The organism is Streptomyces sp. NPDC057010 (assembly GCF_042673805.1).
Classification (GTDB): Bacteria; Actinomycetota; Actinomycetes; order Streptomycetales; family Streptomycetaceae; genus Streptomyces.
The window spans coordinates 17,270-24,718 of record NZ_JBHUSC010000077.1 but is presented as its reverse complement, the minus strand read 5'-3'; the positions used below and the strand labels follow the sequence as shown (position 1 = coordinate 24,718).

The window sequence follows — 7,449 nt, the reverse complement described above, 5'->3', positions numbered from 1 at the left end:
GCCCGGTTACATTCCGAACCCGGAAGCTAAGCCTTTCAGCGCCGATGGTACTGCAGGGGGGACCCTGTGGGAGAGTAGGACGCCGCCGAACAATCTTTCAAAGGACCCTTGGTCCAGCGTTCAACGCTGGACCAAGGGTCCTTTTTGTTTTTCACCTCTTTACGCCGAAGCGCGGCCATGGGTTGGTTGCGCGAGAATGACTAGCGGTACCCCGAAGACAGGAGTCACACCCATGTCCAACTCTCCCGACGATCGTCCGGAGCGCGAGCCTCGGCGCAACGACGGCGGTGACAGGGGCGGCTACCGCGGGGGCCGTGACGACCGGGGCGGCGACCGTCCCCCGTTCCGTCGTGACGACCGCGGTGGACGACCGGCCGGCGGTGGCGGTGGGTTCCGTCGCGATGACCGCGGTGGGCGTCCCGCCGGCGGTGGCGGCGGCTTCCGTCGTGACGACCGCGGTGACCGTGGCGACCGTCCCAGCTATCCGCGCCGCGACGACGACCGTGGTGGCTACCGCGGCGGTCGTGACGACCGTGGTGGGGACCGTCCCTCGTTCCGTCGTGATGACCGGGGTGACCGGCCGTCGTACCCGCGTCGCGATGACGAGCGTGGCGGCGGGTTCCGTCGTGACGACCGTGGTGACCGCGGTGACCGTCCGAGCTACCCGCGTCGTGACGACCGTGGCGGGGACCGTCCCTCGTTCCGTCGCGATGACCGGGGTGACCGGCCGTCGTACCCGCGTCGCGATGACGACCGCGGTGGGCGTCCCTCGTACCCGCGCCGGGACGACGACCGTGGCGGCTTCCGTCGTGACGACCGTGGCGGCCGTGACGACCGCGGTGGTTTCCGCCGTGACGACCGCGGTGACCGCGGTGACCGTCCGAGCTACCCGCGCCGTGACGACCGGGGTGGCGACCGCGGTGGGTACCGGGGTCGCGACGACCGCGGTGGCTACCGCGGTGGCCGTGACGACCGTGGCGGGGACCGCGACTACCGCGGCGACCGCGACCGGGACCCGGTCAAGCGGCTTCCGATCGACGAGGACGTCACCGGTCTCGAGATCGACGCCGACGTGCGCCAGGAGCTGCTGAGCCTGCCCAAGGGTCTGGCCGAGGAGGTCTCCAAGAACCTCGTCATGGTCGCGCGGCTGATCGACGAGGACCCCGAGCAGGCGTACGCGTACTCGCGCATCGCCCTGCGGCTGGCCTCCCGCGTCGCCGCGGTCCGCGAGGCCGCCGGCTTCGCCGCGTACGCCACGCAGAAGTACAGCGAGGCGCTCGCCGAGTTCCGTGCCGCCAAGCGCATGACCGGCTCGGTCGAGCTGTGGCCCGTCATGGCCGACTGCGAGCGCGGCCTCGGCCGTCCGGAGCGGGCGCTGGCCATGGCCGGCGAGCCCGAGGTGCAGAAGCTGGACAAGGCCGGCCAGGTCGAGATGCGGCTGGTCGCGGCCGGTGCCCGGCGGGACCAGGGGCAGCTCGAAGCCGCCATCGTGACCCTGCAGAGCCCGGAGCTGGCCTCCAGCACCGTCCAGCCCTGGACCGCGCGCCTGCGGTACGCCTACGCCGACGCCCTGCTCGCCGCCGGTCGTGAGGACGAGGCGCGCGAGTGGTTCGGCAAGACCCTCGAAGCGGACCGGGACGGGGCCACCGACGCCTCCGACCGCCTCGCCGAGCTCGACGGTGTCGAGTTCGTCGACGCCTCGGTCGACATCGAGGACGAGGACCAGGACGAGGACGAGGACGACGGCCAGGACCCGGCCGAGGTCGCCGCGGCCGAGCGTGCCTCTGACGTCGCCGAGTACTACGACGAGGACGACGAGGAGTACGAGCCGCTGGAGGAGTCCGAGGCCGACTTCGACGTCACGGACGAGGGCGTCGTCGTCGAGGACGAGGACGGCGGCAAGGCCTGAAGTTGACGGCCGGATGATGTGAAGAAGGGCGGTACCCCCACCGGGGGTACCGCCCTTCTTCGTGTCCGGGGCCGGTCAGGCCAGGCCGCGCAGGACCAGGCCGGTGGCCGGCTTCGGGCCGAAGGACGTGGACTTGCGGGGCATGGTGACGCCCTGGCGGGCCAGGTCCCGTACGACTTCCTCCCGTACGGGATGCAGCAGGACCGCGGTGCCACCGTGGCGCTCGGCCATGGCCATGGTGGCGGCGGCGTCGTGGATGTAGGTGATCTGGTCCGGGGTGTCGGGGACGTGCCACACGGCGTCGAGCAGGGTGGCGTGCAGGACGGTGGCGTCCAGCCGGCGCCAGGCCTCGGGGCGGTCGTGCCGGACCGTGCGTTCGAGGAGCGCCGGATCGGGGTCGGTGACCAGGTGGAAGGTGCCGTCGCCGGTGAGGAGGAAGGCGTTGCCCCGTTCGGCGGCGTCCGCGAGGGCCTCCAGGGCCAGGGGGAGCGGGCCGTCGACCGGGTGGACCCGGAAGGTGCCGGCGACCGCGGCCAGGGCGTCCGCGAGCGGGAGGCGGCGCAGCATGCGGTGGATGGCGCGGACCTGGAGCGGGTAGCGGGCGGTGTCCACGAGGAGGACCAGGCCGAAGTCCCAGGCGGTCGGGGACCCGTGCTCCTCCTGGAGGCGCAGGTAGGTCGCCCAGCGGTGGTGGCCGTCGGCGATGAGGGCCTGACGGTGGCTGAGATCGGCCGTCACGGTGGCGAGCTCCGCCGGGTCGGTGATCGCCCAGAGGCGGTGCTGGAAACCGTCCTCGGTGGTGGTGGAGAGGAGCGGGGCGCGCCGGGCGGTGTTCTCGACGACGGCGGCCGCGCCCGCCGCGGGGTCGTCGCCGCGGTAGGTGAGGAGGAGGGGTTCGAGATTGGCCGAGGTGGCCCGCATCAGGCCGGCCCGGTCGGTGACCACGTCCGGCATGACGTCCTCGTGCGGCAGGACGATGCCGGCGTCGGCGGTGGACAGGGCGAGGGCGCCGATGACGCCGCGCTGGAGGAGGCCGGCCCGGCGCTGCTCGTACACGTAGAGCGCGGGCTCGGGGTCGGCGCTGAGGATGCCCTCGGCCAGCCAGTCGTGGAGGGTGCGCGCGGCCTGTTCGTTGCGGGCGGCCGGGGTGCCGGCCTGCGGGAGGATCAGGCGGACGATGTTGTGCGGGTCGGCGGATTCGAGGTGGTCGACTCCGTCGGGACGCACGACCACGTCGTACGGCGGCGAGGTGACGGCGGCCAGGCTGCCGACACGCTCCGGGACATAGCGCAGGCCATGGAACGGGATCAGGCGCAGTCCGTGGTCCGCGGTGCCAGATGTGGTCATTGGTGCATGGTAAGACGCGTCTCGCGATGCGGGATGATCGGGGGAGCACGGAATCGGACATGACGGATTGTATGAGGAGCGGACAGGATGACTCGGCAGAGCAGGACCAGTCCCGCGGCGAGTGAGCGGAGTCTGCACCTGGCGTACGACACGGCCCTGCTGGACCTCGACGGCGTGGTCTACGCGGGCGGGGAGGCGATCGCGCACGCCGTGGAGTCCCTCGCCGTGGCCCGGGCCGGGGGCATGCACCTCGCGTACGTCACGAACAACGCGCTGCGCACGCCGGACGCGGTCGCCGAGCACCTCGGCGAGCTGGGCATCCCGACCGAGGCGGCCGAGGTGATCACCTCGGCGCAGGCGGTGGCCCGGCTGATCGCGGACCAGGTGGAGCCGGGGTCGAAGGTGCTGGTGATCGGCGGGGAGGGGCTGCGGGTCGCGCTGCGCGAGCGCGGACTGGTGCCGGTGGAGTCGGCCGACGAGGAGGGGCTCGCGGCGGTCGTCCAGGGGTACGGCGGCCCGGACCTGGCGTGGGGGCGGTTCGCGGAGGCCTCGTACGCGATCAACCGGGGCGTGCCGTGGTACGCGTCCAACACCGATCTGACGATTCCGGGGGCGCGCGGGATCGCGCCGGGCAACGGGGCGGCGGTGGAGGTCGTACGGATCGCCACGGGCGCCGAGCCGCAGGTGGCGGGCAAGCCGCTGCCCCCGATGCACCGGGAGACGGTGCTGCGGACCGGGGCGAAGCGGCCGCTGGTGGTCGGGGACCGGCTGGACACCGACATCGAGGGCGCGTTCAACGGCGAGGTGGACTCGCTGCTGGTGCTGACCGGGGTGACGGACGCGGCGCAGCTCGTGCGGGCCGAGCCGAGGCACCGGCCGACCTACGTGGACCGGGACCTGCGGGGGCTGCTGACCGGCCAGCCGGAGGTCGAGGCGGCCGCGGAGGGCTTCCGCTGCGGTGGCTGGACGGCGGTCGCGCTGGACGGCGTACTGGAGCTGCGCGGCGAGGACGGCGAGCCGGGCGGCGGGGACCCGATCGACGGGCTGCGGGCGCTGTGCGCGGCGGCGTGGACGGCGGCCGGGGACGGGGTCTGCACGCTGGACGCGGCCAAGGCGCTGGCCAGGCTGGGGCTTTAGGGTCCGGGGAGGGATCGGCTCGGGAACCGATGAAGGCGCAGGGTAGGCTAACCTAACCTGCGTGTTGGTCGAGAGTCCCCCTGAACCCGAACCGAGCACGGTGCCCGCGCAGGCCGCCGTCGCCCGCCCGCGGCACGCCCGGCGCGTCGCCGGTCTGCTCGGCGCCCTCGCGGTGCTCGCGCTGATCGCGGTAGTGAGCATCGCCGTGGGCGCCAAGCAGATGCCCCTCGACGAGGTCTGGCACGGCCTGTTCCACTACGAGGGGACCCCCTCCGACGTGGTGGTGCGGGACCTGCGGGTGCCGCGCACCCTCCTCGGGCTGATGGTCGGGCTCGGCCTCGGCCTGTCGGGGGCGGTCATGCAGGCGCTGACCCGCAACCCGCTGGCCGAGCCGGGCATCCTCGGCGTCAACGCGGGCGCGGCGGCCGCCGTGGTCTCCGCGATCAGCTTCCTCGGCGCGAGTTCGCTGAGCGAGTTCGTGTGGTGGGCCTTCCTCGGTGCCGCGGTGGTCTCCGTCGTCGTCTACGTGCTCGGCGGCAGCCGCAGCGCGACGCCGGTGCGCCTTGCCCTCGCCGGTACGGCCGCCAGCGCGGCCCTCGTCGGCTACATCAACGCCGTGCAGCTGATGGACAGCAAGGCGCTGGACAAGCTGCGCTTTTGGACGGTGGGTTCACTGGCATCGGCCAACATGGACACCGTCCGGCAGGTCGCGCCGTTCCTGCTGGTCGGAGCGGTGCTCGCGCTGTCGCTCGGCAGGCCGCTCAACGCGATGTCCATGGGCGACGACACCGCGCGGGCGCTCGGCGCCCACCTGACGCGGACCCGGATCGGCGCGATGCTCGCCATCACCCTGCTGTGCGGTGCGGCGACCGCCGCCTGCGGGCCCATCGTCTTCATCGGGCTGATGGTCCCGCACCTCGTCCGGGCGTTCACCGGGCCCGACATGCGCTGGGTGCTCGCGTACTCGGCCGTCCTGTCACCCGTGCTGCTGCTCGGCTCCGACGTCCTCGGACGGATCGTCACCCGGCCCGCCGAACTGCAGGTCGGCGTCGTGACCGCGCTCATCGGCGGGCCCGTCTTCATCTACCTGGTTCGGCGCAAGAGGATGGCCCAGCTGTGACCGCGACCGCCAAAGCCCGTCCGGTGCGCCTCCCCGGCGGGATCTCGCTGCGCCTCGAACGGCGTGCCCTGGCCGTGGGGGTGCTGCTGGCCGTCACCGCGTTCGCGCTGGCCGTGCTGCTCATCGGCACCGGGGACTTCGACATCGCGCCGTGGGACGTCGTACGGACCCTGCTGGGCAACGGCAGCCCCGCCGACGACTTCATCGTCAACGACCTGCGGCTGCCGCGGGTCCTGGTGGCCCTGCTCGTCGGCGCCGCCCTCGGGATGGCCGGAGCCGTCTTCCAGTCCGTCTCACGCAACCCGCTCGGCTCCCCGGACCTGCTGGGGTTCGGGTACGGCTCGGTGGTGGGCGCGCTCGTCGTCATCATCCTGTTCAAGGGCGGCGCCACCGAGGTGGCCGTCGGCGCGCTGGCCGGCGGACTGCTGGCCGGGGTCCTCGTCTACCTGCTGGCGTACAAGAAGGGCATCCAGGGCTACCGGCTGGTGCTCGTCGGCATCGGCGCCTCCGCCATGCTCCTCGCGGTGATCCAGTACCTGATCACCAAGGCCCAGATGATCGAGGCCACCCGCGCCATGGTCTGGCTGACCGGCTCGCTGGCCGGGCGGGACTGGGCGCAGGTGTGGCCGCTGCTCGCGGTGTGCGCGGTGCTCTTCCCGCTGGTCCTCGGGCAGGGTCGGGCCCTGCGGATGATGGAGATGGGCGACGACGCCGCGTACGCGCTGGGAGTGCGGGTGGAGCGCACGCGGCTGCTGCTGATGCTCGCGGCGATCCTGCTGACCACCGCGGCGAGCGCCGCGGCCGGGCCCATCAGCTTCGTCGCGCTGGCCGCGCCGCAGCTGGCGCGGCGGCTGACCCGCTCGCCCGGCGGGAACCTGATGACCGCCGCGCTCATGGGGTCGGTCCTGCTGATGGTGTCCGACTGGGCCTCGCAGCGGGCCTTCGGCGCCGATCAGCTGCCGGTGGGCGTGGTGACCGGGCTCGTCGGCGGTGTCTATCTGCTCTGGCTGCTTGTCACCGAGCGCAAGGCGGGACGTATATGAACTCTAGGAGTGGGCAAGTGCAGCGGCTGACCGCGGAGAACGTGACCCTCGGCTACGACCAGCGGGTCATCGCCGAGAACCTGTCGGTGGAGATCCCCGATCACTCCTTCACCGTGATCGTCGGGCCGAACGCGTGCGGCAAGTCCACGCTGCTGCGGGCGCTGTCGCGGATGCTGAAGCCGTCGGCGGGGCGGGTGCTGCTCGACGGGCAAGCCATCGGGACGATGCCGGCGAAGAAGGTCGCCAGGACGCTGGGCCTGCTCCCGCAGACCTCGATCGCGCCGGACGGCATCACGGTGGCCGACCTGGTCTCGCGGGGCCGGTACCCGCACCAGGGGCTGCTGAGGCAGTGGTCGGCGGAGGACGAGCGGATCGTGGCGGAGTCGATGGCCTCGACCGGGGTCGCCGAGCTCGCCGACCGGGCCGTGGACGAGCTGTCGGGCGGGCAGCGGCAGCGGGTGTGGATCGCGATGGCGCTGGCGCAGCAGACGCCGCTGCTGCTGCTCGACGAGCCGACGACGTACCTGGACATCCAGCACCAGATCGACGTGCTGGACCTGTGCGCGGAGCTGCACGAGACGCAGGGGCGGACGCTGGTGGCGGTGCTGCACGATCTGAACCACGCGGCCCGGTACGCGACGCACCTGATCGCGATGCGGGGCGGGGAGGTCGTGGCGGAGGGGGCGCCTTCCGAGGTGGTCACCGCAGAGCTGGTGGAGCGGGTCTTCGGCCTGCGCTGCCAGGTGATCTCCGATCCGGAAACGGGGACCCCGCTGGTGATCCCGGCGGCGCGGCAGTCCCGCGCCCAGGCCCGCGCCACCGCCTAGCCGACCCGGCTCGGGGGGGGGCGGGGGGCGGCCCGGGGGCGGGGGCACCTCGCCGCGCCCACGGGG

General features: G+C 72.9%; 7 protein-coding genes and 1 rRNA gene. 7 read left to right on the top strand and 1 reads right to left on the bottom strand.

What is annotated here, in order from left to right:
- From rrf to ACFTXQ_RS34270, 3 genes are all read left to right on the top strand, one after another.
- A 5S ribosomal RNA gene (rrf, locus tag ACFTXQ_RS34280) occupies window positions 1–91 on the top strand; the annotation flags it as partial.
- Between the two features lie 223 nt (window positions 92–314).
- Complete coding sequence (locus tag ACFTXQ_RS34275; RefSeq protein WP_382648860.1) at window positions 315–1,091, top strand: hypothetical protein; 777 nt, start codon at window positions 315–317, stop codon at window positions 1,089–1,091.
- A complete protein-coding gene (locus ACFTXQ_RS34270) occupies window positions 1,073–1,909 on the top strand; it encodes a tetratricopeptide repeat protein (RefSeq protein WP_382648857.1) in 837 nt (278 codons plus the stop codon). The genes ACFTXQ_RS34275 and ACFTXQ_RS34270 overlap by 19 nt, the downstream gene beginning before the upstream one ends.
- 75 nt (window positions 1,910–1,984) lie before the next feature.
- Here ACFTXQ_RS34270 and ACFTXQ_RS34265 read toward each other — a convergent pair whose 3' ends face one another.
- Window positions 1,985–3,256, bottom strand: a complete 1,272-nt coding sequence (locus tag ACFTXQ_RS34265; protein ID WP_382648854.1) for a DUF1015 family protein — start codon at window positions 3,254–3,256, stop codon at window positions 1,985–1,987.
- A gap of 87 nt (window positions 3,257–3,343) precedes the next feature.
- On the opposite strand from ACFTXQ_RS34265, the gene ACFTXQ_RS34260 reads away from it, so the two are divergent.
- The 4 genes from ACFTXQ_RS34260 to ACFTXQ_RS34245 all read left to right on the top strand — a co-directional run bounded on the left by ACFTXQ_RS34260 (window position 3,344) and on the right by ACFTXQ_RS34245 (window position 7,383).
- Entirely contained in the window at window positions 3,344–4,393 is a 1,050-nt protein-coding gene (locus tag ACFTXQ_RS34260; protein ID WP_382648851.1) for an HAD-IIA family hydrolase, read from the top strand.
- 61 nt (window positions 4,394–4,454) lie between these two features.
- Window positions 4,455–5,513, top strand: a complete 1,059-nt coding sequence (locus ACFTXQ_RS34255) for a FecCD family ABC transporter permease (RefSeq protein WP_382648848.1) — start codon at window positions 4,455–4,457, stop codon at window positions 5,511–5,513.
- Entirely contained in the window at window positions 5,510–6,556 is a 1,047-nt protein-coding gene (locus ACFTXQ_RS34250; protein ID WP_382648845.1) for a FecCD family ABC transporter permease, read from the top strand. Before ACFTXQ_RS34255 ends, ACFTXQ_RS34250 begins: the two co-directional genes overlap by 4 nt.
- Window positions 6,553–7,383, top strand: coding sequence for an ABC transporter ATP-binding protein (locus ACFTXQ_RS34245; protein WP_382648842.1), 831 nt, complete (start codon window positions 6,553–6,555; stop codon window positions 7,381–7,383). Before ACFTXQ_RS34250 ends, ACFTXQ_RS34245 begins: the two co-directional genes overlap by 4 nt.
- Window positions 7,384–7,449: the final 66 nt, after the last annotated feature.

Coding starts and splice junctions, on each gene's coding strand:
- ACFTXQ_RS34265 (WP_382648854.1), bottom strand. CDS start 3,256: ATGACCACATCTGGCACCGCGGACCACGGACTGCGCCTGATCCCGTTC.
- ACFTXQ_RS34260 (WP_382648851.1), top strand. CDS start 3,344: ATGACTCGGCAGAGCAGGACCAGTCCCGCGGCGAGTGAGCGGAGTCTG.
- ACFTXQ_RS34245 (WP_382648842.1), top strand. CDS start 6,553: ATGAACTCTAGGAGTGGGCAAGTGCAGCGGCTGACCGCGGAGAACGTG.